This window comes from Citrobacter sp. ABFQG, from assembly GCF_004322975.1.
Taxonomy (GTDB): domain Bacteria; phylum Pseudomonadota; class Gammaproteobacteria; order Enterobacterales; family Enterobacteriaceae; genus Citrobacter; species Citrobacter freundii.
In genome coordinates this window covers 4,418,661-4,444,092 of sequence record NZ_CP036435.1, presented here as the reverse complement: position 1 = coordinate 4,444,092, position 25,432 = coordinate 4,418,661, and the positions used below count along the sequence as shown (strand labels likewise).

At 51.1% G+C, this 25,432-nt stretch carries 19 protein-coding genes and 1 pseudogene; 15 read left to right on the top strand and 5 right to left on the bottom strand.

From position 1 onward, the window contains the following. Positions 1-3: 3 nt before the first annotated feature. The 5 genes from WN16_RS21790 to WN16_RS21770 are packed head-to-tail and all read left to right on the top strand — an operon-like array spanning position 4 to position 5,165. On the top strand, positions 4-993 hold the full coding sequence (locus tag WN16_RS21790) for a glycosyltransferase (protein WP_044699637.1): 990 nt from the start codon (positions 4-6) through the stop codon (positions 991-993). Positions 994-1,007: 14 nt separating this feature from the next. After that, positions 1,008-2,219, top strand: coding sequence for a glycosyltransferase family 4 protein (locus tag WN16_RS21785; protein WP_044699634.1), 1,212 nt, complete (start codon positions 1,008-1,010; stop codon positions 2,217-2,219). Between the two features lies 1 nt (position 2,220). After that, positions 2,221-3,333 carry a glycosyltransferase family 4 protein gene (locus WN16_RS21780; protein WP_032938077.1) on the top strand — a complete coding sequence of 371 codons (1,113 nt, stop codon included), beginning with the start codon at positions 2,221-2,223 and terminating at the stop codon, positions 3,331-3,333. 2 nt (positions 3,334-3,335) lie between these two features. Continuing rightward, positions 3,336-3,743, top strand: coding sequence for a hypothetical protein (locus WN16_RS21775; protein ID WP_032938074.1), 408 nt, complete (start codon positions 3,336-3,338; stop codon positions 3,741-3,743). A gap of 30 nt (positions 3,744-3,773) precedes the next feature. After that, on the top strand, positions 3,774-5,165 hold the full coding sequence (locus tag WN16_RS21770; protein WP_044699632.1) for a DUF4832 domain-containing protein: 1,392 nt from the start codon (positions 3,774-3,776) through the stop codon (positions 5,163-5,165). A 46-nt stretch (positions 5,166-5,211) separates the two neighbouring features. On the opposite strand, the gene galE is transcribed toward WN16_RS21770, so the two are convergent. The 3 genes from galE to WN16_RS21755 all read right to left on the bottom strand — a co-directional run bounded on the left by galE (position 5,212) and on the right by WN16_RS21755 (position 8,085). After that, positions 5,212-6,228, bottom strand: a complete 1,017-nt coding sequence (gene galE / locus WN16_RS21765; protein ID WP_044699629.1) for a UDP-glucose 4-epimerase GalE — start codon at positions 6,226-6,228, stop codon at positions 5,212-5,214. A gap of 67 nt (positions 6,229-6,295) precedes the next feature. Beyond that, positions 6,296-7,234 carry a hypothetical protein gene (locus tag WN16_RS21760; protein ID WP_044699627.1) on the bottom strand — a complete coding sequence of 313 codons (939 nt, stop codon included), beginning with the start codon at positions 7,232-7,234 and terminating at the stop codon, positions 6,296-6,298. A 215-nt stretch (positions 7,235-7,449) separates the two neighbouring features. Beyond that, positions 7,450-8,085, bottom strand: a complete 636-nt coding sequence (locus WN16_RS21755; RefSeq protein ID WP_003037157.1) for a carbonic anhydrase — start codon at positions 8,083-8,085, stop codon at positions 7,450-7,452. Between the two features lie 258 nt (positions 8,086-8,343). Between WN16_RS21755 and WN16_RS21750 the strand changes: the two genes are divergently transcribed. After that, a complete protein-coding gene (locus WN16_RS21750) occupies positions 8,344-8,853 on the top strand; it encodes an anti-virulence regulator CigR family protein (protein ID WP_003839750.1) in 510 nt (169 codons plus the stop codon). 78 nt (positions 8,854-8,931) lie between these two features. Here WN16_RS21750 and WN16_RS21745 read toward each other — a convergent pair whose 3' ends face one another. After that, on the bottom strand, positions 8,932-10,680 hold the full coding sequence (locus WN16_RS21745) for a sigma 54-interacting transcriptional regulator (protein WP_044699624.1): 1,749 nt from the start codon (positions 10,678-10,680) through the stop codon (positions 8,932-8,934). A 292-nt stretch (positions 10,681-10,972) separates the two neighbouring features. Between WN16_RS21745 and WN16_RS21740 the strand changes: the two genes are divergently transcribed. From WN16_RS21740 to iolB, 9 genes and pseudogenes are all read left to right on the top strand, one after another. Beyond that, a protein-coding gene (locus WN16_RS21740) for an IS1-like element IS1B family transposase (RefSeq protein WP_095033700.1) occupies positions 10,973-11,670 on the top strand; the annotation gives its coding sequence in 2 pieces (ribosomal slippage) (positions 10,973-11,222 and positions 11,222-11,670; 699 coding nt in all). Between the two features lie 15 nt (positions 11,671-11,685). Next, positions 11,686-12,051 (top strand): annotated as a pseudogene (locus WN16_RS21735) (Gfo/Idh/MocA family oxidoreductase); the annotation flags it as partial. A 38-nt stretch (positions 12,052-12,089) separates the two neighbouring features. Next, a complete protein-coding gene (locus WN16_RS21730; protein WP_032949851.1) occupies positions 12,090-13,019 on the top strand; it encodes a sugar ABC transporter substrate-binding protein in 930 nt (309 codons plus the stop codon). Positions 13,020-13,070: 51 nt separating this feature from the next. Next, complete coding sequence (locus tag WN16_RS21725) at positions 13,071-14,618, top strand: sugar ABC transporter ATP-binding protein (RefSeq protein WP_003839789.1); 1,548 nt, start codon at positions 13,071-13,073, stop codon at positions 14,616-14,618. An 11-nt stretch (positions 14,619-14,629) separates the two neighbouring features. Beyond that, positions 14,630-15,658 carry an ABC transporter permease gene (locus WN16_RS21720; RefSeq protein ID WP_003839791.1) on the top strand — a complete coding sequence of 343 codons (1,029 nt, stop codon included), beginning with the start codon at positions 14,630-14,632 and terminating at the stop codon, positions 15,656-15,658. A gap of 8 nt (positions 15,659-15,666) precedes the next feature. After that, positions 15,667-16,800 (top strand): Gfo/Idh/MocA family oxidoreductase, encoded by a 1,134-nt coding sequence (locus WN16_RS21715; RefSeq protein WP_044699595.1) that lies wholly within the window; start codon positions 15,667-15,669, stop codon positions 16,798-16,800. A 12-nt stretch (positions 16,801-16,812) separates the two neighbouring features. Continuing rightward, on the top strand, positions 16,813-18,717 hold the full coding sequence (iolC, locus tag WN16_RS21710; RefSeq protein WP_044699593.1) for a 5-dehydro-2-deoxygluconokinase: 1,905 nt from the start codon (positions 16,813-16,815) through the stop codon (positions 18,715-18,717). A gap of 14 nt (positions 18,718-18,731) precedes the next feature. Further along, positions 18,732-19,622 (top strand): myo-inosose-2 dehydratase, encoded by an 891-nt coding sequence (gene iolE / locus WN16_RS21705; protein WP_003845952.1) that lies wholly within the window; start codon positions 18,732-18,734, stop codon positions 19,620-19,622. Positions 19,623-19,631: 9 nt separating this feature from the next. Next, complete coding sequence (iolB, locus tag WN16_RS21700; RefSeq protein ID WP_044699592.1) at positions 19,632-20,450, top strand: 5-deoxy-glucuronate isomerase; 819 nt, start codon at positions 19,632-19,634, stop codon at positions 20,448-20,450. A 213-nt stretch (positions 20,451-20,663) separates the two neighbouring features. Here iolB and WN16_RS21695 read toward each other — a convergent pair whose 3' ends face one another. Further along, entirely contained in the window at positions 20,664-25,019 is a 4,356-nt protein-coding gene (locus WN16_RS21695; protein WP_046155102.1) for an autotransporter outer membrane beta-barrel domain-containing protein, read from the bottom strand. Positions 25,020-25,432: the final 413 nt, after the last annotated feature.

Genomic DNA, 25,432 nt, shown 5'->3' with positions numbered 1-25,432 from the left:
TGTATGGACAATAAACCGTTTATTTCAGTGAGTATTAAAACACTCAATGAATCTGAATGTATTGAGAAGACGATTGACAGCATCCGTAAGCAGCTTATTGACTATCCACATAAAATTATTGTGGCAGATAGTCTCTCAACGGATAACACCCAACAGCTTGCGATCGATAAAGGGGTGACCGTAGTGTCCTTAACTGACCCTGGCGATCGCTGCTGTGGCGTCGGGCACCAGTTAGGTTATCTGTATAGTGAAGGGGAATATCTGTTGTTGATGGACGGCGACATGGAGCTGGAAGAAGGATTTGTGGATCAGGCAGTCGCCTTTTTGCAGGCTGATCCAGAATATGCAGGCGTTGCGGGAACCGTTGAAATGGATGATGCCGTTAACTATGAATTTAAGTCTCGTAAGCAACGCATTAATAAAATCTATCCGCTCGGGGATAGCGACCATTTAGGCGGTGGTGGATTATATCGTCGCTCTGCGATTGAGAAAGTTGGTTATCTGACTAATCGTAATTTGCACGCGTATGAAGAGGCTGAGCTGGGTCTGCGTTTAATCGAAGCGGGCTATAAACTGCGGCGTCTGGATATTCCTTATTTTATTCATACTTCGCATACCATGCCGACCTTTCAGATGCTCAAGCACCGTTGGAAAAGCGGATACTATCAGGCCCCTGGCGAGCTTTTACGTTGTGCCTGGGGAAAACCTTATTTCGGCAAAGCGTTAAAAATGGTCAGGAACGAGGCGATTTTTTCTGTTTACTTGATTGGCTTGTTCATTGCGGCGGTGACCTTCAATCTTGAACTTTTCGACATTGCATTTCTGCCCTTACTTGCATTTATTGTCCTGAAAACCGTACAGAATCGATCGTTATTAAACGGCCTGCAAAGCGTAATGAACCTGGCCGTGCTTTCTGCCGGGCTGGTTAAAGGGTTGACTAAACCAGTACGCGATCCGTTGACTCCACCCAACAGTAAAATCATTCATGAATAACCGGGGCAGGCACCATGAAAGTATTATTAGTTAACAAGTTTTTTTTCATTAAAGGCGGCGCGGAAACGGTTTATTTTCAAGAGCGCGATATGCTGAAACAGGCCGGAGTGCAGGTTATTGATTTCTCTATGCATCATGATAATAATCTCCCCTCGGACTATGCGGATTATTTCGTCAGCAATGTGGACTACCACAAAGAGAGCAATCTGCTGGGCGGTATCAAAACGGCGGTTAACTTTATTCATAATTCGCAGGCCTGCAAAAAAATGCTGGCGCTATTAGAAAAAGAGCGCCCGGATATTGTCCACTTTCACAACATCTACCATCAGTTAACACCGGCGTTGATTAAAGTTGCGCGTAATTTTGGCAGCAAAACGGTGCTGACTGCGCATGACTATAAGATTGTGTGCCCCTCGTATTCCATGCTGCGCGACGGCAAAGTGTGCGATTCCTGTATTACCGGGACGGTTTTCAATGCCTTCAGGTATCGTTGCCAGGAAGGTTCAGCCTCAAAAAGCTTACTGCTCTCCCTGGAGGCAACCTGGCAGTACATTGCACAAAACTATCAGGCACTGGATGTGATTATTTCACCGAGTGTTTTTTTACGAGGTATCCTGCTGCGTACGCTGCCAAATTCGCGCATTGATGTCATCGTCAATGGCGTTGATGACAGTCGTCCCCTGGCCGAAGTAAGCGATGAGGGCTATATGCTGTACTTTGGCCGTCTGAGCCGTGAAAAGGGCGTGGCAACGTTGTTGGAAGCGCATAAAAAAATGCAGAACAGCGCGCCGCTGAAAGTTGTGGGGCACGGTCCGTTGCATGATGAATTAGCCGCCAAATACCCTGATGTTGAATTTTTAGGTTATGTGCAACAAGGAGAAGCCCTCGACAAGCTTATTAAGCATGCGCGAGCGGTGATCCTTCCTTCTGAATGCTATGAAAACTGTTCTATGGCGATATTGGAAGCGATGTCTTTAGGCAAGCCGGTTATTGGATCGCGCATTGGCGGCATCCCGGAACAAATTCGTGACGGTATCGAAGGGATTTTATTCGAACCAGGCAATGCGCAGGAGTTGGCAAATGCGATGGACGCCCTGGCTGACTCGCAAGAGAAGGCGCGGAATATGGGCTTACATGGCCGTGCGCGGTTGAGTGAAAAATATGCGCTCAGTAAACATATGGATACCTTACAGGCGTTGTATAAAGAACTGCTGAGCAGGCCATAGAATGAGTAAAAAAATAACGGTTTTTGGAACGCGTGGTATTCCCGATGTATTGGGCGGTGTGGAGACACACTGTCAGAATCTTTATCCTGCCATTAAGCAGCAGTTCGACGCGGATATTTGCGTGATTGCTCGCTCGCCATATGTAAATTACAAACGATCGGTCTATAAAAAAGTCGAAACCTACGCGCTGTGGGCACCCAAAAAGCGCTCGCTGGAAGCTATTGTCCATTCCGTTTTAGCGGCGTTTAGGACACGTATCGACCATTCGGATATTGTGCATGTCCATGCTATCGGCCCTGGCCTTGTGATCCCACTCTTACGCGTGATGGGTAAGAAGGTGGTTTTCACCCACCACGGACCTGATTACGATCGTCAGAAATGGGGTTTCGTTGCAAAAAAAATATTGCTGCTGGGCGAACGTTGGGCGGTGAGATATGCCAACGAGGTGATTGTGATTTCTGAAGTTATTAATCAACTGATCCAGAAAAAACATGGTCGCTATGATGCGCATTTAATTCACAATGGCGTAAATGAGCCGCGGTTGTTATCAGAGCTCACCATCGACAATACACTCTCCCGCTTTGGGCTGCAGCCGAAAAATTATCTCGTTGTGGTTGGGCGGTTTGTGGAAGAAAAAGGGATGCATGATGCCATTGCCGCCTATCAACACAGTGGTTTGACCATGCCGTTAGTGTTAATTGGTGATGCGGATCATCCAACCGAATACAGCATTCGCCTCAAAAAGCTTGCCGCCGACACGCCTGGTGTCGTGATGACCGGTTTCTTACGTGGTGATGAGCTGCAGGCGGTGTTTTCGCAGGCCAGGCTATTTGTGATGCCTTCATACCATGAAGGATTGCCCATTGCGCTGCTGGAGGCAATGTCATTTTCTCTTCCGGCCGTCGTCAGTGATATTCCTGCTAACCTTGAAGTTCAACTGCCTGCCGAGACCTATTTTAAGGTGGGAGATGTAACCGGTCTGGCCGAAAAATTAGGCCAAGGGGTAACAGCAAATAGCGTGGACTATCGTGTATATTTGCAAAACTACAATTGGCATGAAATCGCCAAAAAGACGGTTAACGTCTATCACTCAATTGATAAAGATATAGGTTAATTTTGACCAGTCCTCAAAATCGTCCCCCCGTCATCGAACGATTTTATACTCATCTTGATGAGACGATTGCGCAGGGGTTGACCCCTGAACAAAAAGAAGGGGTGGAAAATGCGATCCTGGCCTCGACGCTGGCTTCGCGGCATCAGATCGATATTCGCAGAAGCTTTCCCTTTTTCAGTAAGCGTTATTATCTGGTTTTTTTGTTTGGCAGAGATTTACGCCGCCAGCACCGCCAGGAATCGACCCTGTCGAGAATGTTGCTCACTTTTTTGCTGCTGATTGCCGTGCTGTTCGTCACCTGCTGCGTATTGTTGACGCTGTATATGATCAAATCCGCGTTAGGTATTGATGTGTTCCAAAATTTTCACGTAGGTATCTGGGATTGGTGGTTAAGTCTGAAAAACCACTAGCGTTAACAAACCTGTGGAGGCATTACTGCGATGAAGTGTAAATGGTTTTTTGCGCTGTTGTTAATGTCCTTTCCGTTAACGGTCATCTCCGCATTAACGACCGTAACCCCCAAAGCATTAACTGGCCCGCTGACCAATCCGGGGATTGGCGTGGCAAGTTTTCATCAGGGATACGGTGAAACGCTGGGGCTGGCGGACTATCCCAATACCGGATTTGAATACGACCGTTTTTACTGGCGGGACCTGGAGCCAGTCGAAGGCCAGTACAATTTTGCGTTGGTGGATGATGCCTTCAAATACGCGGCGGCACATCGTCCAGCGATGAATGTCGGGCTACGATTTATGGTACTGGCAGAGCCGGAAAGCGGCTCGCAAATTCCTGACTGGCTGATTAAAAAAGGCGTGAAAGGTACCTGGACGCCGGATAAAAAGACATTTGCCCCGGATTTAGACGATCCTCTGTTCATTCAATACAGCCAGCGTCTGTTGAACGCATTTGGTAAGCGCTACGATGGTAATGAGAATCTCGCGTTTGTTGATATTGGCATGGTGGGATCATGGGGAGAATGGCATAACAGCAACTTCCCGAACCTGAAGCCATTACTGGAGCGATACACCACGGCGCAACTGGATCGCTACGTCGCGATGCACTTTTCTGCTTTTCCGGTGACGCCAAAAACCATGCTGATAAGCGGCGGACAAAGTCTGGCGAATGCGATGGAGCGTGGGGCAGGATGGCGTGCGGACTGTTGGGGGGACCTGCGCGTATTTTCAGACTCCTGGAACCATATGACTGATGATTACCCGCAGCGATTGCTGGCTGCGCAGCAGAGTTATTCAGGGTTCAACGACGCCTGGAAACGTGCGCCGGTGAGCCTGGAGATTTGCTCGTATATGCAGGACTGGAAGAATACCTTTCACTATACACGTGCTGAAGTGCAGGGGATTTTTGACTGGGCGGTCAAACAGCACGCCAGTACCATTAACCTGAAATCGAGAGCGATACCCAGCGACTATCGACCGATTGTCGACGATGCGCTGACCAAATTGGGCTATCGATTTCGCCTGGCATCCCTGAGCCATGAGTCCGTGTGGGACAGCGGACAAACGCTGACATTGAACAGTACCTGGTACAATGAGGGTGTCGCTCCGATTTATCTGCCTTATATGCTGGCATTCCGTGTTGTGGATAATGCTAATAAGGTGGTGGCACAGGGGAATTCCGCGGAGGATATTCGCCGCTGGCTCCCCGGTAAGTATCAGGTCAGTTATGCGTTATCTATGCCAGGTCGACTGGCAAAAGGGCAGTACGCGATTGAGGTTGCGATGTTGGATAAGTCGGGTGCGGCGAGAATTAACTTTGCCAACGAAGGGAAGCAGAGCAGTGGCTGGTATCGCGTATCAACGATTACTGCACGCTAGCCCCTTACGGCAACGAGCCTGACCGTCAGGCTCGTTACAGGGCATATCAGATGTTATAACCATTCGGGTTGTTTTTTTGCCAGTTCCAGGTGTCACGCATCATTTCATCAAGGCTGTAGATGGCCTTCCAACCGAGCTCTTTGTATGCCAGTGACGGGTCAGACCAACATTCGGCAATGTCTCCGGGTCTTCTGGCGACAAACTGATAATGAATTTTGGTCTGCGCCGCTTTCTCAAACGCCTTAATCAGATCAATCACGGAATAACCGACCCCGGTACCGAGATTAATCACCTTGTAGGCAGCGCCTTTGTTCTGGCAATCAAGCGCGGCTAAATGACCAGTCGCCAGATCCATGACGTGGATATAATCACGCACGCCGGTTCCGTCAGGGGTTGGATAGTCATTACCATACACCGATACGGTTTTAAGCTTACCAATTGCGACCTGGGAGATGTATGGCACCAGGTTGTTTGGGATACCGTTAGGATCTTCACCAATGCGACCCGATGGATGAGCGCCGACCGGGTTGAAATAGCGCAGGCAGGTAATGCGGAAATCAGGTTGCGCACGTGAGAAATCGGCCAGAATCTGTTCGACCATTAATTTAGAGGTGCCGTAGGGATTGGTGGTACCGCCCGTGCGTGATTGCTCGCTCAACGGCACGCTTTCCGGATTACCGTATACCGTAGCTGATGAGCTAAAAATGAATCGGTTAACGCCTGCGGCCAGCATCTCATCCAGTAAAACCAGCGTTCCTGTGACGTTGTTTTCATAGTAGGCAAGAGGTTCTTTTATCGACTCGGAAACCGATTTGAGCCCTGCAAAATGAATGACATCGGTGATGTGATGGTTGGTAAAAATGTTTTTTAAGGCCTGTCTGTCGAGAACATCGGCGATATAGACAATGGGTTCCTTTCCGGTAAGTTCCGCGACCCTGTCCAGCGATATCCGACTCGCATTTGCCAGATTATCGATGACAACGACATCATCGCCTCTTTCCAGTAGTGATAAAACAGTATGTGAACCAATATAACCTGCACCACCTGTGACAAGAATTGCCATACAGACTCCAGAAAAATGCTAGAAACCCGACCAATTTTCTACCAATGTCACCTGAGAATCCAGTGAATCAGTTGTGTTGCCGGGAAAGGTAGATGTTTCTGTATTTTACCATAAATTTATATGATAGTTTTTTTAAGATAGCCAACAGACTGAACTTATTGATTTTTGTATCATAAGCAATGTAATTATTTGAGAAATTCAGCGTATGAACACCGTCACTGTGGTTGATCGATGAATTGATTTGTTCGATCAGATTCTCATCAAAATTAGCGTCGTTCAGTGTCACTAATTCTTTGATATAGATAGATTTTCCATAAGTTTCGGGCGTGCATTCCTGGGTGAGGAAGTACATTTTATTATCGACAAGATAAGGGGTACCAGCTCCTCGATGATGATGATTACTCACCTTTAATGTAGGGGTGATCCGCTGCCACTGACCGTGAAGATGCTCTGCGGAATGAATAATTATTTTATTATCCATGGTGGTCGACAAAAGATAGCAAGTCTCATTTATTGAAAGAAAAATGTTATCTGTGACTTCGGTGTCAGAGAGTAGAACTTTAATTTTCTTCCAGCGCGCAGGAAACTCTACCGACTGGAACAGGAGCACTTCTTTCCTTTCTGATGATTCCGGGATCATGAAGAGTTGATTGTTGATATTAATCAGAAAAGGAAATGACAAATGACACCTCAGGTCGTCAAATCCTTCAAGTTTCACATCATCAATTTCAGTTAGTTCACGATCAAGAATGCGGCAGCGGAGCGTGCCTTTCGAGTTGCGGAAGCTAAAAGCTTCATAAAAAACATACAGTTTGTCGTCTTTTTCAATAAGAAAAGGATCGGCCTGAAACGTATATTTCTTTTTTAACTGCTGCGCAGCAGATTTATTCAATATTTCCAGCGTGTTATCAGGAAATAAGTGTGTACCATGATCCTTAATAATCATGATATCCCACGACTCATGATAGAATAACATGTTTATTATTCTTTTTATTTTCGCTTGCATTCGTACCTGCTCCTTTTTATCGCTTGCACCATGTATGAACAGCTACTTGCGGGGCAGCTCATGAGACTTGTCGCAATGTAGCAATGTTGTATGAATGTGCGAAAACCGCGTGGTAACACCTGCGGTTATTTTAATGTTAGTGACAAGGATGTTTTTTGTCCATAGCACCAAAGTAGGTAAAAATTATCCAGAGCATCCTTGCTCCAGTGGAAGAATTACTCGAAATGCACCTGCGGGTTTTCAGCAAGGGAAACGTAGGTTTTGCTGTTTTTATCCAGGGTACGGATTTCACCGCTTTCGATGTCATATACCCAGCCGTGCAGACGAAGAGCATTATTTCTCAGTCCAACCGCGACACAAGGATGCGTTTTAATGTTGTTGAGCTGCGCGATAACGTTCTCTTCCACCATGGCGTTAACTTTATCGATTGGGTTAGCCCAGGTTTTTTTCTCGACCACGGCTTTCGCGGCATCGGCATAGTGCAGCCAGTGAGCCACAGCAGGCATCGGATCCAGAGGCTGGCTATCGGCGATGGCTTTCATCGCGCCGCAGTTGGAGTGTCCGCAGATGACGATATCCGTCACTCCAAGTGCCACAACCGCGTATTCGATGGTTGCGGATACGCCACCCGGTTCCGGGCCGAAAGAGGGGACGATATTACCGGCGTTGCGGATAACGAAAAGCTGTCCGGGATCTTGCTGAGTAACGAGTTCTGGCACCAGGCGGCTATCGGAACAGGAGATGAAAAGCGCTTTAGGATTTTGGCTGGATGCCAGGCTGCGAAAGAGTTCCTTGCGTTGAGGGAAAATCTCTTTTTGGAAGTTGAGGAAGCCCTCAATGATATGTTGCATAGCAGTGTCTCTTTTCTCTGTTTAAGCAGGTTATGATGAAGATCACACTTTCCAGTTTAACACCAGCCGACAGAAGAGAAAGACTTTATAGCAGTTCTGCAACATCTTTGGCTAACTTTTCTCCACCGCGGCGAGGCGAATAGCGTGATGTGTGCTATGTGCTTTCCCTTTTTTGCCAATAAATCGGAGTTGTAGCGATAGCCAGTATTCACGCGATACCGTACATTTTTATATGTATCCACATTTTAAGGAATCATCATGTCCAGACTTCGTGCTTTAGCAACAGCTTTAGTCGCCGTTGCCGCGATGACGATGTGCGCCACCCCAGTATTGGCCAACCCCGGTAATGGCAACGGCAATGGTAATAGTGGCAACCATGGTAATAGTGGCAACCATGGAAATAGTAGCAATCATGGTAATAGCGGGAATAAGGGCAATAGCCAGAAAGGCAATTCGCAGGCAGAACAACGTAAAAATTATGGTAAGCCGGACCATGTTGATAGTGACATCAGCTATAACGTGGCCAGACAGTATGCCGTCAGATATGGTTTGACGGGCTATAAGTCACTGCCTCCGGGTATCGCCAAAAATCTGGCGCGAGGAAAGCCGCTTCCTCCGGGGATCGCTAAGAAAAGTGTTCCATCCTCTATGCTGAACCAATTGCCGTATTATCCAGGTTATGAATGGCAGGTTGTGGGCGACAATCTGGTGTTGATTGCACTGAGTACGGCGATTGTCACCGCGGTAATTAATGGTGTGTTTGATTAAGTATTTTCGGGCTTAATGTGCTCTGTTCTACCGATGAGAAGCCCGCGTTGTGCGGGCTTCTCAGTTAATAAGGAAAGCTTACAGTCCGTACAGTTTTATTTTTCTATAGAGCGTGGCAATGCTGATCCCCAGTTCTGTCGCGGCTTGCTTTTTTCCCTCAACGCTTGAGCCGAATCGCTGGATGACGTTTTCGATAGCCTCCCTTTCCGCCTGTTTTCCTTTGCTGGCAAGCTGTCGGGGTTGCGTGGTCATCGTCGTTTTTCTACCGTCAGCGGCGGTAAGCAGGTAAGGGGGAAGATGGCTGGCGTTGATCCCAGCGGCTTCTCCGCGCATCACAAAAATGTATTCGATCACGTTGCGTAATTCACGAATGTTGCCCGGCCAGTGCCAGGCATAAAGGCGATTAATAACGTCATCAGGCAGTTTTTGCGGTGGTCGCTGGTAACTGACCGAAAACTCATCGGCAAAATACTGTGCGAGGACCGCAATATCAGCCCGGCGTTCACGCAGGGAAGGAAGTACCAGAGGGACCACGTTCAGGCGATAGAAAAGATCTTCACGAAACTGATTATTTTCCACCATCGCGTTAATGTTTTTGTTAGTTGCGGCAATAATGCGCACATCAATATTGATGGTGTTATTAGAGCCAACGCGGGTGATCGCCTTTTCCTGCAATACCCTGAGCAGCTTGGCCTGCAGGTGTAGTGGCATATCGCCAATCTCATCCAGAAACAGGCTGCCGCCGTTGGCCAGTTCAAATTTCCCCATTCGCCCTTTAGGATCAGCCCCGCTGAATGCGCCGCGAACATAACCAAACAGTTCGCTTTCCAGCAGTTGTTCTGGGATAGCCGCGCAGTTGATTGTTACGAAAGGCGCGGCTTTACGGGGACTGCTCTGGTGAATGGCAAATGCCACGACCTCTTTCCCCGAGCCACTTTCCCCGGTGATGAGCACGCTGGCGTAACTGTTGGCGATTTTACCTATGGTACTTCTGAGCTGTTCCATTGAGGGAGAGTGACCAATTAGTCGTACCTGTATGTCGGACTCATAAGGGGATGGAGTAAGGTTACTCAGGTAGTCGTGTGCATCACGAAAGATAACCATGGTTAAGCGATCGTTATCCTGTGAGGAGAGCGAAATTTGTTTGCACAGTACATGATGTTTCTGACCTTCAAGCGTCAGCCACGCTTCTTCATCGCCATACAGGCTGTCCCCGGTTGTTTCAATGGTCAGAGGTAATCCCTGAACCTCACGGTTGAGGATGCGATCGGCTGAATGATTGGCATGCCAGATAAGACCCTTGCCATCAATCGCTACCACGCCGCGGTCCATGGCATCGATCAGACGCCGAAATGCGCCAAGCGTTTCCTGTGCGCGTAAGCGTTCCAGGCATTCAAAGACCTTACTGGAGATCATTACGGCGATTTGCTCAATAAAGGTGACAAATTTATCAATCTGGCTCAGTAACGTGTCACGCTGTGCCTGGGTTGAGCAAATAATCCCGATCACGCCAATCACGCGATTATTGAGAAAAATAGGTGCGTTCAAATCCAGCATTTCAGAACAGTAGTGGTGTTTTTCACATAACTGACACAGCGGATGCTCGCCGGGGTTTTTGATCAGTACCGTTTCTCGCACCTGCAATACGTGATGATAAATGTAGCCATTTTTGGCCACGTTCTCATTGAGCATATGCCGGTATTTCCCGGTACCCGCGATGCGCATTAAAGATTCATCAATGATTTCAACGTCCGTGCCCGTTATGCCAGAAATAGCGTCGGCGTAATTGCATATATCATCCTGAATATTGCTGAGTACTGAAATCATGGTACTTCTCCGGCGGTGTGTCACATTTCTCAAGGAAAATGATAAATAGGCGAAACAATGCAAAAATGATTTGCGAAAAATCAATCTACCACGCTGTTTTTGAATGTTTTTCTTATTTTATCTTCCGCGATCACACTATTTATCAATGATGAGAATTTATCAAAACGAGGCGATAAACTGATGCATTGATATTTTTGGTTGTCAATTTCAAATTTCATTTAATTTATTGAAATTAAAGGTGATGCTGCCAACTTACTGATTTAGTGTATGATGGTGTTTTTGAGGTGCTCCAGTGGCTTCTGTTTCTATCAGCTGTCCCTCCTGTTCAGCTACTGACGGGGTGGTGCGTAACGGCAAAAGCACCGCCGGACATCAGCGCTATCTCTGCTCTCACTGCCGTAAAACATGGCAACTGCAGTTCACTTACACCGCTTCTCAACCCGGTACGCACCAGAAAATCATTGATATGGCCATGAATGGCGTTGGATGCCGGGCAACCGCCCGCATTATGGGCGTTGGCCTCAACACGATTTTCCGCCATTTAAAAAACTCAGGCCGCAGTCGGTAACCTCGCGCATACAGCCGGGCAGTGACGTCATCGTCTGCGCGGAAATGGACGAACAGTGGGGATACGTCGGGGCTAAATCGCGCCAGCGCTGGCTGTTTTACGCGTATGACAGGCTCCGGAAGACGGTTGTTGCGCACGTATTCGGTGAACGCACTATGGCGACGCTGGGGCGTCTTATGAGCCTGCTGTCACCCTTTGACGTGGTGATATGGATGACGGATGGCTGGCCGCTGTATGAATCCCGCCTGAAGGGAAAGCTGCACGTAATCAGCAAGCGATATACGCAGCGAATTGAGCGGCATAACCTGAATCTGAGGCAGCACCTGGCACGGCTGGGACGGAAGTCGCTGTCGTTCTCAAAATCGGTGGAGCTGCATGACAAAGTCATCGGGCATTATCTGAACATAAAACACTATCAATAAGTTGGAGTCATTACCGACACCGCGTTCATCGTACTGAAATATGCCTCCGGCGCGATGGCGACCATCGTCAACAGCCGCCGTTCTTCTTACGGATACGATCAGCGCCTTGAGCTGCACGGCTCTGAAGGGCTGCTGTGCGCGGGCAATATTCTCGAAAACCAGGTGCAGCATTACGGCAAACAGGGCTGCACCAGCGCGTTACCTGAACACTTCTTCCTGCAGCGTTATAAATCGGCCTATGCCGCGGAATGGGAACACTTTGTTGCGGTACTGCGCGGCGAAACGGTCCCTGATTGCAGCGGGGACGATGGCGAGCGTGCGCTGTATCTGGCGGATAAAGCGCTGGAGTCACTGCATAGCCAGCGTGAAGTTCTCCTCTGATTGTCACCACAACCTACCCTACACAGAGAGACATAATAATGAAAAAATTGATCTTAGCTGTCCTCATCGCCATGACATCCGGGGCAGCCATTGCTGAAAATGAGCAAATTGTTTTCAGTACGCCAAACCTGGCGATGCCATTTGAAGTTCACATGCAGCGCACGGCGGTGAAAGCCGCAAAAGAGATGGGCGTGAATTTACAGGTCCTGGACGGGCAGGGTAGCTCGCCAAAACAGGTCGCTGACCTGGAAAACGCCATAACTCGTGGCGCACAGGGCTTTATTGTTTCGCCGAACGATGTCAACGCGGTATCCAGCGCGGTAGATGAAATTCAGGATGCGAAACTGCCCGTGGTCACGCTCGACCGCTCCGTTGACAGCCAGAAAAAAGTGCCACACTTCGGCGCGAACAACTACAAAGGCGGCCAGGCGATTGGCGACTTTGTCAAAACCAAATTCCCAGACGGGGCAGACATTATTCTGCTGACCGGCCAGCCAGGCTCCTCCTCCAACATTGAACGTACTAAAGGTATTCGCGACAGCCTGAAGGCGGGTGGTGAAAAGTACAAGATCGTTGCCGATCAGACCGGTAACTGGATGCGTTCTGAAGGGATGCGCATTGTTGAAAGCGTGCTGCCTTCGCTGCCGAAGCGTCCGCAGGTGATCCTCTCCGCTAACGACGATATGGCGCTGGGCGCGATTGAAGCGTTACAGGGGCAAGGACTGAAGCCGGGTGAAGTTCTGGTCACGGGATTCGATGCCGTGCCGGAAGCACTGGCGCGTGTGCGCGACGGTTGGCTGGCAGTGACGGCGGATCAACGTCCTGGCTTTGCGGTGAAAACGGCCATGAGCCAGTTGGTGAATAACGTCCGTGAGAAGACTGCGATCACCGGGGCTGACTACCCGCCAACGCTTATCACTAAAGAAAATTTGCAGCAGGCTGAGCGTATCGGTGAGGCCGGTAACTGATATGTCCGGAGCCGCCGTTACGGTGGCTCACTCTAAAGGAGGAGCAGACCGATGTCGCAACCCTTACTGAAAGTGACCGACCTGGCGAAAAGCTTTTCCGGCGTTTGGGCGCTGAGCAGCGCACAACTGACTGTCGGAGCAGGCGAAATTCATGCGCTGTTAGGTGAGAACGGTGCCGGAAAATCGACCCTGCTGAAAGCGCTGGCGGGCGCACAGCCGCAAACACGCGGGGATATTTGGTTCAACGGCGAAACATTGCCGGTAGAAGACTCTCCGGTTGAGCGGCAGAACAAGGGCATTATCACGATTTATCAGGAATTTAATCTGCTGCCCAATATGACCGTCGCCGAGAATATGTTCCTCGGACGCGAACCGCGTAAACGCAATCTGATTGTGGACGAAAAGGCGGTAAATCAGGAGGCGCAGGTGATTCTGGATTACCTGCAACTGAACGTTGCGCCAACCACGGCCGTGGCCCGACTGAGCGTGGCGCAGCAGCAAATGGTGGAAATTGCGCGGGCGCTGACGCTGAACGCAAAGCTGATCATCATGGATGAACCTTCCGCCGCGCTGAGCGACAGCGAAGTGGAAAGTCTCCACCGGGTGGTGCGGGAACTTAAAGGGCGTGGCGTGAGCATTATCTACGTCACCCATCGCCTGCATGAAGTTTTTCAACTCTGCGACCAGTTCACCGTTTTTCAGGATGGACGATTCACCGGGAATGGCGCGGTTGCACAGACCACCGTAGAACAGCTGATCCGCCTGATGGTGGGGCGCGATGTGGCCTTTAATCGCCGCCCGGCCAGCGAAACTCACCATGAAGATAAACCTGTGCGTCTGGCGGTGAAGGGGCTTAGCCGCGAAAAACCGCCGCTGGATCCGCATGGCATCGCGCTGCACGACATTAGCTTCCACGTACATGCTGGCGAAGTATTAGGTATTGCCGGACTGGTGGGTGCCGGGCGCACCGAAGTGGCCCGCTGCCTGTTTGGCGCCGACGGTTTTACCTCCGGCAGCTTTGAACTTGATGGCGTGCCGTATCAGCCGCGCGATCCGCTGTTTGCGCTGGATCAGGGGCTGGCGCTGGTACCGGAAGATCGTAAAAAAGAGGGCGCAGTGTTGGGACTGTCGATCCGCGACAACCTGTCGCTCTCCAGCCTGTCGTCACTGCTGCACTGGCGCTGGTTTGTGAATACTCGCAAAGAAGATGCCCTGATTGAGTCTTACCGCCAGGCGCTGCAGATCAAAATGGTCAACAGTGCGCAGGAGGTGCGCAAGCTCTCCGGCGGAAACCAGCAAAAAGTGATCCTCGCGCGCTGCATGGCGCTTAACCCTCGGGTGTTGATTGTGGATGAACCGACGCGCGGCATCGATGTTGGCACCAAATCAGAAGTCCATCAGGTGCTGTTTGATATGGCGAAAAAGGGCGTGGCGGTGATTGTGATCTCCTCCGATCTGCCGGAAGTCATGGCGGTTTCCGATCGGATCATCACGTTGAGTGAAGGCCGGGTGACTGGCGAGATCCACGGCGATGACGCCAACGAAGAGCGGCTAATGACGATGATGGCCATCAACCACAACGCCCTGAATGCGGCATAACGGAGTGACTCATGACGCAGATTATTTCTAAAACCCAGGTTCCAGCCAAACGCGGTGGACGTCTTGATCCCATTGCCTTTTTTGAGCGCTTTGGGGTGCTGATTTTTATGATCCTGCTGCTGATTTTCTTTCAGTTGCAGAACAGCAATTTTCTTTCTGAACGCAACATTTTCAACATTCTGACCGAAGTCTCCATCTACGGGATCATGGCGGTGGGTATGACGTTTGTCATTCTGACTGCCGGCATCGATCTGTCGGTGGGCTCTATCCTGGCGGTCTGCGCTATGACCGCCGCGTATGTGATCAAGGGCGACAACTTCACCACCGTCGATCCGAACGCCTGGGGCGGCATGAGCTGGCTGATTGGTCTTGGTATCTGTATGGCGATGGGCACCGCGATTGGTTTTCTGCATGGCCTCGGCGTGACCCGCCTGCGTCTGCCGCCGTTTATCGTCACCCTCGGCGGGATGACCATCTGGCGCGGCCTGACGCTGGTGATCAACGATGGCGCGCCGATTGCCGGTTTCGACGCGGGATACCGCTGGTGGGGACGCGGCGAGCTGCTCGGCATTTCGATTCCAATCTGGATCTTTGCTCTGGTCGCTATTGGCGGTTACCTGGCACTGCATAAAACCCGCTGGGGGCGCTTCGTGTACGCCATCGGCGGCAACCCGGAGGCGGCGCGTCTGGCAGGGGTCAATGTGAAGCGCGTGCTGGTGAGCGTCTACGTATTGATTGGCTGTCTGGCTGGGCTGGCGGGCTTCATCCTCAGTGCGCGTTTAGGCAGTGCGGAAGCGGTCGCCGGGATCTCCTTTGAGCTGCGCGTCATCGCTTCGGTGGTCATTGGCGGCACGTCGCTGATGGGGGGCTACGGACGCATCGGCGGCACCATTATCGGCTCGATCATCATGGGCATCCTGATTAACGGTCTGGTGCTGATGAACGTCTCGGCTTACTACCAACAAATTATTACCGGCTTAATTATCGTTCTGGCGGTGGCGTTCGATACCTACGCCAAGAGCCGTCGCGGCGCACTGTGAGGATCATGATGAAAGAAGTTCGTATTGGATTGATTGGCACCGGGTATATCGGCAAGGCGCATGCTATCGCCTATGCCCAGGCCCCGACGGTGTTTAACCTGCGCGGCAAACTGGTGCGCGAGATGGTGGCGGAAGTCACGCCGGAACTGGCGGCAGAGCGGGCGCAGGCGTTTGGCTTCAATCGCTCAACCGGAGACTGGCGTGCGCTGGTGGCCGACCCGGCCATTGATGTGGTGGATATCTGCTCTCCCAACCATCTGCACAAAGAGATGGCGCTGGAAGCGATTCGCCACGGCAAGCATGTGTACTCGGAAAAACCGTTGGCGCTGAACGCCCACGACGCGCGTGAAATGGTTGAGGCCGCACAGCGGGCAGGAGTGAAAACCCTGGTGGGGTTCAACTATATGAAGAACCCAACGGCGCAGCTGGCGAAAGAGATCATTGAGCGCGGAGAAATTGGCGAGGTGATCCATTTCTACGGCACCCACAACGAAGACTACATGGCCGATCCGCTTGCGCCGATCCACTGGCACTGTTTTAAAGAAACGGCGGGTCTGGGGGCACTTGGCGATCTGGCGGCGCATATCGTCAATATGGCGCAGTACCTGGTTGGCGATATTCATCAGGTCTGCGGCGACCTGAAGATCGTGGTGCCACAGCGTCCGGCGCAAGTCGGTTCCTCGCAAATGGTGACGGTAGAGAACGAAGATCAGGCCCACGCGATGGTGCGCTTTGCAGGCGGTGCGCAAGGGGTGATTGAAACCTCCCGCGTCGCCTGTGGCCGCAAGATGGGGTTGTCGTATGTGATTACCGGGACCAAAGGAACCATCAGTTTTACCCAAGAGCGCATGGCTGAGCTGAAGCTCTATTTGCATGACGATCCGGTCAACCGCCAGGGGTTTCGCACTTTACTGGTTGGTCCGGCGCATCCGGACTACGGCGCGTTTTGTATGGGAGCCGGGCATGGTATCGGCTTTAACGACCAGAAAACGGTGGAAGTGCGCGACCTGGTGGACGGCATTGCCGCCGATGCGCCGATGTGGCCGGACTTCGAAGAGGGCTGGAAGGTGTCGCGTGTGCTTGACGCTATCGCACTCTCGCACCTGGAAGGCCGCTGGCTGAATGTGAACGATATTGTCTGAAGAGGTATCAACGTGGAAAAGCAGTTTGATGTGATATGCATGGGCCGCGTGGCGGTTGACCTCTACAGTCAGCAGATTGGCGCACGCCTGGAAGATGTGTCGAGCTTTGCCAAATATCTTGGCGGATCGTCCGGCAACGTGGCCTACGGAACGGCGCGGCAGGGACTGCGTTCATCAATGCTGGCGCGGGTTGGCGACGAACATATGGGGCGTTTCCTGCGTGAAGAATTAAATCAGGTAGGCTGCGATACCAGCCATCTGATTACCGATAAAGACCGCCTGACAGCGCTGGTGCTACTCGGCATTAAAGACCGGGACACCTTCCCACTGATTTTTTACCGTGATAACTGCGCGGATATGGCGATTACCGCCAGCGATGTTGATGAACAGTACATCGCTTCTGCTCGTTGTCTTGCCATCACCGGGACGCATCTTTCTCATCCGCAAACCCGCGAGGCGGTGTTGACGGCGCTCGCCTACGCCCGGCGTCACGGCGTGCGCACGGCGCTGGATATCGACTATCGCCCGGTGCTGTGGGGGCTTACATCCTTAGGCGACGGCGAAACACGTTTTATCGCCGCCGATCAGGTCACCCGTCAGTTGCAGGAGGTGTTGCATCTTTTTGATGTGATTGTCGGCACCGAGGAAGAGTTTCATATCGCGGGCGGCAGTACCGATACGCTGCAGGCGCTGTCGCAGGTTCGCGGCGTGAGTAACGCGACGCTGGTCTGCAAGCGCGGTGCGCTCGGTAGCTCGGTGTATACCGACGCGATCCCGGCCCGGCTGGACGATGGCCTGACGGTGACCGGCGTACGCGTGGAGGTGCTGAACGTGTTGGGGGCGGGGGATGCGTTTATGTCCGGCCTGCTGCGCGGCTACCTCAACGATGAGGGATGGGAGCAGGCGTGCCGCTATGCTAATGCCTGTGGTGCGCTTGTGGTATCGCGTCACGGCTGTGCGCCGGCGATGCCGAGCAAAGTTGAGCTTGATGATTATCTCTCCCGCGCAGCACTCGTTCCGCGTCCGGATCTTGACCCGCGTCTAAACCATCTGCACCGCGTCACCACCCGTCGCCGCGAATGGCCGGAACTGTGCGTGATGGCTTTCGATCACCGCAGTCAGCTTGAAGAGATGGCGCTACAGTGCGGCGCGTCTTTGAAGCGTATTCCGGCATTGAAACAGCTTATTTTGCAGGCCAGCCGTGAAGCGGCCAACAGCGCCGGGCTGGAGGGCAAGGCCGGGCTGCTTTGCGACGGTACGTTTGGTCAGGATGCGCTGAATTCGATAACCGGAGAGGGCTGGTGGATAGGTCGCCCTATCGAACTGCCGGGATCTCGCCCGCTGGAGATGGAACACGGCAATATTGGTTCGCAGCTCATCAGTTGGCCGCAGGAACATGTGGTGAAGTGTCTGGTTTTTTTCCATCCAGAAGATGCCCACGCGTTGCGTCTGGAGCAAGAACAGAAAATCGCCGAGGTGTACCGCGCCTGTTGTCAGTCTGGTCATGAGCTGCTGCTGGAGGTGATTTTGCCGGCCAGTATGCCGCGCAGTGATGAACTGTATTTGCGCGCCATTTCCCGCTTCTACAACTTAGGGATCTACCCCGACTGGTGGAAACTCCCACCGCTGACTTCTGCTGGCTGGACGGCGTTGAGTGACATTATCGAACGGCGCGATCCGCACTGCCGTGGCGTGGTGATCCTTGGTCTGGACGCACCGGCAGAGCAACTGCGCGCTGATTTCAAAGCGGCTGCGGGTCATGCGGTGGTGAAAGGATTTGCCGTGGGACGCACGCTGTTTGGCGACGCTTCCCGCGCGTGGTTAAAACACGATATTGACGATGCGCAACTGGTGGCGCGCATTAAAGATAACTACCTGCAGCTTATCGCCTGGTGGCGCGAGCGCGGACAAGCATAATTCAGGAGAAGATAATGACGGTACAATTAGGTATTAATCCACTGACATGGACGAATGATGATCTTCCTTCACTGGGCGCTGAGACGTCGCTTGATACTTGTCTGAGCGAGGGTAAAGAGGCCGGATTTGCTGGTTTCGAACTGGGTAATAAATTCCCGCGCGAGGCGCGACTGCTCGGCCCCATTTTGCAGCGTCACGACCTGCAACTGGTTTCCGGCTGGTATTCCGGACGTCTGCTGGAACGCAGCGTGGAGGAGGAGATTGCCGCCGTGCAGTCACATCTGACGTTACTGCGCGAGCTGGGGGCCAAGGTGCTGGTCTTTGCCGAAGTCAGTGGCTGCATTCACGGCGAGCAGCAGACGCCGGTACATCTGCGTCCGCGCTTCCCTCAAGAGCGCTGGCAAGAATACGGTGAAAAGCTCACCGAGTTTGCGCGCTACACCCAGCAGCAGGGGGTACAGATTGCCTATCACCACCACATGGGAACGGTGATTGAATCTGCTGAAGATGTGGGTAATCTGATGACGAATACCGGTGATGAAGTTGGATTGTTGCTCGACACGGGACACTTGACCTTCGCCGGGGCCGATCCGCTGGCGGTGGCGCAGCGCTGGGCATCGCGTATCAACCATGTTCACTGTAAAGACGTGCGTGCCGACGTGCTGGCGGATGTCAAAAATCGCAAAACCAGCTTTCTCGATGCGGTACTGAGTGGGGTCTTTACAGTGCCGGGCGATGGCTGCGTTGACTATCCGCCGATCATGGCCTTGCTGAAGGCGAACCAGTATCAGGGGTGGTTAGTCGTGGAGGCGGAGCAAGATCCGGCCATCGCGCATCCGCTGACGTATGCGCGTCTGGGCTATAACAACCTTAGCCGTCTGGCGCGTGACGCGGGTCTTATCTGAGGAGGTGATATGTCACGTTTATTATCACGTTGGCAGCAGCCGGACGCGCAGGGGCGTACGCAGTCAGTGACGCCGGAAAGCGCCAGCTGGGAATATGTTGGCTTTAAAGCGTACGAACTGGAAGAGGGGCAGCAGCTTACGCTGCCCGCCGTCAGCGAAGAACGTTGTCTGGTATTGGTCGCCGGACGCGCGACCGTCACCACGCCGGGTGCAACCTTTACGGATATCGGCGAGCGGATGAGCCCGTTCGAACGGATCAAACCGTGGGCGGTCTATGTCACCACTGGTGAAACCATACAGGTTCAGGCGGTGACCAGACTGGAGCTGGCGGTCTGCGCTGCGCCGGGGAAAGGCACACACCCAACACGGCTGATTGCACCTAAGGATATCGACGGGGAAGCGCGCGGCAAAGGTCACAACCAGCGTTACGTGCATAACATTTTACCGGAAGATAAACCTGCTGATAGCCTGCTGGTGGTGGAAGTGTGGACCAACGAAGGCTGTACCAGTTCCTGGCCAAGTCACAAGCATGATACCGATAATCCGCCGCAGGAGACCTATCTGGAAGAGACTTACTACCATCGCCTCAACCCGCCGCAGGGATTCTGTCTGCAGCGGGTATACACCGACGACCGGTCGCTTGACGAGTGTATGGCTGTCTATAACCGTGATGTCGTGATGGTGCCAAAAGGGTATCACCCGGTGGCAACCCTGGCAGGATATGACAGCTACTACCTCAACGTGATGGCGGGCCCGGTACGCAAATGGATGTTCACCTGGGAAGATGAACATGCGTGGATTAATCGCGAGTATCCAGTTGATAAGTAAGGTTTTGAATGGCTTTGTTAAAAGCGAGTCGTTTTTTCCTCTTCTTGATCAGTAAAATGGGAGGGATGGGATGACGGTTGGTACTATTTAAGTGCTCATTATTCTCATAGCTCGCCTGGCTATGAGAATAATGCAAGCGTCGATATATTTGGGGTTATGGCAGTAGCCAGGGTGCTGTCGAAAACACCCCGGCTATCTTTTGTTGCGGGCTGATTAGAAATGATATTTCAGTCCTAACGTTGCCGCGCTGTTGTTGTAACCGTTGTCTCCCATCTGGACGCCCACATTACCCCACAGATTTAAATCTGGCGTAATCTGGCCTTCGACACCCAGTTTAATCTCTCCCAGATTGCGTGCACCTTCCTGGCTGACGCTAACGTCGTCCATTTTTGTGCTAAAACTGCGTGTATTATGGAGCCAGTTAGCTTCAATAAATGGTTGGAATTCGCGGCCTTTGCCCTCATCCATTTTATTAAAGCTTTTCAGATAGGCTCTGGCTCCAAGACGGGTTTGAATATTACCGTTACCATTCATCTCGATACGCGTTCCGTTAGCTTCCCGATGGTCATCAGATTTGACCCCCATCCAGGTAACCTGCGCCTGCGGTTGAACATACCACTCATTAACGGTTCCTTTGCTGCCAGAGAATTCGCCAACTTTAAAGGTATACCCTGTTTCAACAGATGCCGTCAGACCTTTGGATTTATAGGACTCAGAAGCCAGTCCTTCACCTTTGACATGGTTATCAAACCATCCATATTGTGCCCAACCGTCGAAGTACAGGCCTTTATGATCAGTGTTATCGGCAAACCACGTGGCATAAAGGCCAGTGCTATAGCCATTGACGCTACCTCGCGAGGTGTAACCCGTTGCTGATGAGCGGGTCTGATTATTGTCATGGCCATATCCGGCCATGATCCCGAGACGCCAGCTATCATGCCCGTTGGTTGAGCCCTGCGCGATATCGCTGCCGAGCTGCATCACATAGCGATTACTTTGAGTACGCAACTGGCTGCTACCGTCATACCAACTTTGGTGGCTACCTGCCTGACGCATCCACATACCGGTGGTTTTCATCTCTCCGGTTGACACATCTGTGTACTGAGCTTTGCCCGAGCGATCGTGTAGCTGCATGTTGAACATGGTGTTTACTGCAGCATGGTTCGCGGTATAGGTTCCTCCTTCCGGGCGAAGCATATGCTCTGTGGGCGAAACCGGTTTTTCGGGATTTTCAGGCTTAATCAACTGACTGGTCAGATACCAGTGATTATTGTTAGCCCCCTGACCTCGAACCAATGAATAATCATACGCACCCGCAGTGATACGCCCGCTCTGAGCAAAATCACCATCAGAACGGCCATCAACATGAATAAGCTCAATCCCCTCCAGAGTTTGTGAGCCCTGGCCTCCTGCATTGGTGACACTTACTTGAGTATTGCCAGTAGTATCACCTTTTACAATAAGCTTATCGGTGGCCGAACGATCGTCCCCCAGAACCGTATCAAAATTAATATGACCATTGTTGCCGTGGTAATTTCCTTCAACAATCAGCTGGTTGCCGGCGGACTGTCCAATATTCCCCAAAGATATCGCACCCTGATTGGTGAGATCTCCGCCAACAGTAAAGTGGCCTGATGCTCCATTTCCGGCAACAAGCAATCCGGCATTATGGATACTACCTAGTACCGTTCCCGCGCCTGAAAGCATACCGGCCGAAGATATATTGACCTGCTGGCTCGCTAAAGTAACAGGCGCATCCTCCTGACCCAGCATCAGCCCCCCTTGTTGAATATCCGTGGTGCCGGTATAGGTGGAATTCGCAGTCAGAGTGACAGTGCCCTGGCCTTGCTTGATGATATTACCGCTGCCATCGACCAGGTTTTGCATGGTCCAGTCATCCATGCTGTTAAGGATCATGTCACCCTGATTGTGAATCGTCGCCTCCCCCAGATGTTCGGCGGCTGACGCCACTAATTGTGTGTTTTTATCCAGGTTTAACTGGCCGCTAAATCCACTGTTATCCCCCTTAAGAGCGACGTTAGATTCGCTGAATGAAACTTCACCCTTACCGCTAAGGTTGTTGGACAAGTGTCCCTCAACGGCATTGAGGTTGAGATGACCATCGGCAATAATCTTCCCGGTTCCCAATCCCTGAGCATTATCCAGAGTGACCTCTGCGCCGGAGGCAATGGCCGTTGTTGCGTTTAAGGACGCATTACAGCCCTTCACGCTAAAGACACCCTTATCTATATTCAGATTACCGCTGCCGACCAATGCCCCCGCGGATGTTCCGCCGTTAGAAATCGTCAGGCTACCGCCATTAATATTCAGAACTGATCCTGCTGCGCTGGTTAGCTGCCCAATCGTCTGGCTATGCCCATTCATATCCAAAACGGTCTCTTCTGCCATCTGCAGACCTGCTGTATGGCCCAGAACATTATCATTGAGCATCAGTAGATTACCGCTGCGCAAATCGGTCAGACCGGTGTAATCATTATTCAAACCAGATAGTGAAACTGTGTGGCCTTTCTGGCTGTCGAACGCCAGATCCCCGGAGCCGGTCAGGCGGGAACTCAATTCCGCAGCCGCCCCGATTTTTCCGTTGGCGTTCAGGATCAGTGCATTCTGACCCTGTCCTTGTAGTTCAATCTGCGTCAGACCGTAGCCCACATAAAGACCGTCATGGTTTTGCCCGCTGGTCAGGCGATAGTCGTATGTTCCCTTTGCTACAACCTGCCCGTCCTGGCTGATGTCATGCTGAACAGCGTCGGTTATCGCGTTACCGTTCAGATCCTGCAGTTGCAGGTTTCCGGCATCTCCTGTTACAACGGTTGCTGAATTGGTGGAAACCAGTTTAATTTCCGCATTGGCGTCTTCCTGCTCCATTAAGGAGAGACCGGTATCAATACCTTGAGATATGGCGTCCACTACGCCCACAGGATTCACCTGCACAGCACCAGACCCTGTCAGGTCTAACCGGTCTTTAACATTCACCATTTTGTCGGTTTGGTGTATGCCGGGGGTAATGTTACCAAACTCAATGGTACCGCCAGAAAAGGCCAGACTTCCGATGGACTGTGTGCCTGTGCCCAGTGAAATTTCACTCCCTTTTCCTGCAATCAGCCCTGCTTTTGCAAGAGCATCGGTGTTGGTTCCCTGCAGGTTGAATGTCGTATTTTGTAATGCCAGAGCACCAATGAACCCAGAGGTCGCTGTACTATTTTTAAAAGAGAAAGCGTGATTTCCCGTATCGATCCCCAGGATGCCAGACCCAGAAATCTGGTGGCTAAACAACCAGTCGCTGGTGCTATTGAGCTGCAGTTTCCCGTCAACGGATAACCCGGCAGAGCCCAGGTTTTTCTGATCGGACACGGTTGCAACGGCACCCGATTCAACATTGATCTTTCCTTTAAAGGCGGTGTTATCACCTAATAACGCCACATTTCCGGCGCCGACGAAGATAATGCCGTTCCCCGCAACCTTATTGGTAAACTCCATGTTGTCCTGGGCGTTCAGTAAGAGTTTGCCGCTATTGCTAATATCAGCGGTTCCCAGGTTCTGCGTAACCCCAAGGGTGGCATTCCTGGCAATTTTTACGTTGCCGCTAAATTTTGAGTTATCACCAGATAAAAACGTTGTGCCATTTAGCGCATTAATATTGCCCAGCCCCTCACTGCCGCTTGATATATCAGCTGTTATATTGGCGTTATCACTGGTGTGGTTCAATGTGATTTTTTTATTGTCCGTGCTAGCCCAGACAAACTCTATTTTCTTGGCGTCAATAACCCCTGCAGATTTAGCTTTCTCACCTTCTTGAGCGCCTAATGCTAATTCTGAGTTTGTACTCAAACTAATTTCTGGGGCAGATATTTTCCCCATGTCAGATACCACCAGCGTAGTATTTGAATCTTGATTATAATACCCCAGACTTAATTTCTCACTGGCGTTAATTTCACCCTTGTTATTAACCGACAGGAATTGATCGCCACCGTAGCTCTTGAAAACACCCATAAAGAATGTTTGTGTATTTACCTGGCTACCTTCGCCGCTAATGTTTCCCCTTTCATAGGTAAGACGACTGGTCCCTTTAACATGAATCTTACCGCCATCAGAAACGTTAAAATAACCACCAGTTCGCCAGTTGTCTGATGCGCTGTCATATAAGTCGTCAGCATAGAGTTCGCTGCCTGCATTGGACACGTTAAGGTAACCCGTACCTCTCAGCAGAACGTTTAGCTCACCATTGATACGCACTGTTCCTTGGGTAATATCCAGCCCACCACCTGATGTGAAGGTCAGGCGGGGGCGAGAGTCTGGTGCATTGATTACCAGGTTAGCATTATCTTTTACATTGATATGGTAATTAATAGACTGGTTTTTTTCGCCAAAATCAACGGTGTTATCTGTGCTGACATCAATATCATTAGCAAAGGCCATTGATGAACATAGCGCTACAGCACCGGCTAATAACGCCCTGGACTTTTTTTTCGTGTTCTTCCTTCCCAGTTCGGAGCACACACACCAGCAATTACGGACTTTACTCCATTTTATTTGATATATTTTGTTCATAAACTCTCCGCAAAATAATCATAATAAAAATTTAACACTTTTGGGGTAAGGTATTTATCGGGCCACATTTTTGAGAGTGAAAATGCAGATCTCCGAATTGATGATATATGTCATGTGTCATTAATGTGATGTAAACATCAGTACTGGATACTTGATTCAAGTCTCCCTGCGTAGTTTGTCACGTGATAAATTAATTTTGATAATGTAGCCATCAGTCTGAAAATATTTTACCTGAGGCTTTGCCGATATTTCCAGCCCTTTTATTATATTGCTGCTTGTTTTCAAATCAACGGGGGAGGGGGAATCGTCGAGAGTGAACTTAGCTTTGCTATACCTATTACAGTTCTGAGTCTTAGTGGGTAGAATACGTGTGGACAATATATAGAAAGGGAGATAGCCGCCATGCTGCGGCT